Source organism: Spiroplasma sp. hyd1 (assembly GCF_016082235.1).
Taxonomy (GTDB): Bacteria; Bacillota_I; Bacilli_A; order Mycoplasmatales; family Mycoplasmataceae; genus Spiroplasma; species Spiroplasma poulsonii.
Map to the genome: position 1 here is coordinate 1 of NZ_JXYY01000137.1, position 680 is coordinate 680.

Consider the following 680-nt stretch of genomic DNA (forward strand, 5'->3'; position numbering starts at 1 on the left):
GTTTATCAAATGAAACAAAAGAAAATTTTAATAAAAAACAAGATAAAATAACAACAAAAAGTAATTTAAGAGCTAATTCTTTGTTATGTGATAGTCATGTTCATAGCAATAAATTTTTTGTAAATTATGATTTAATTTTTCAACTTGGAATAACACCTGAAAGTGCACCAAAATTTACAGAAGCAGTTAGAACAGTGCAAAATAATATTCAAGTACCAATTACAAAAAATATTAATGATAAGTCAACAGATGAAGAAGTTCCAACTGCAAAATCAGTATATAATATCACTACATTTGATAACAATTCCTTATGGAAAAAAATTGATAATAATACTTCGTTAAGTATATTAAAGTTTTATTCTATTTATCCTACTGTTAAAATTACTGATTGACAAATTTATACTGGACCTAAGTCTTTGTTTAAAATATCTAGTGGTCAAATTACTTTTAAAATTAATAATTTTCAATTTTATAGTCCGAAGTCTTCAAAATGATTTAATTACTGAGTTTATTTTAGTAATGCTGATCAAAAAATATATTTTTGAGATGAAAATAATAACATGAGGATTGATTTTGAAGGTAGTATTTATGAATATCAGGGTGAAGGAACGCCCATATAGGAAGGAGATGTTATTATGCCAAAAGTAGAAGTTAAAGATGTAATTATGTTTTTGAAAATC

1 protein-coding gene is annotated in these 680 nt (G+C 24.3%); it reads left to right on the forward strand.

Features of this window, described 5'->3' with window-relative positions:
• The coding region (locus TS70_RS06735) for a hypothetical protein (protein ID WP_198049808.1) at positions 1–620 on the forward strand (620 nt) is incomplete at its 5' end.
• Positions 621–680 lie beyond the last annotated feature (60 nt).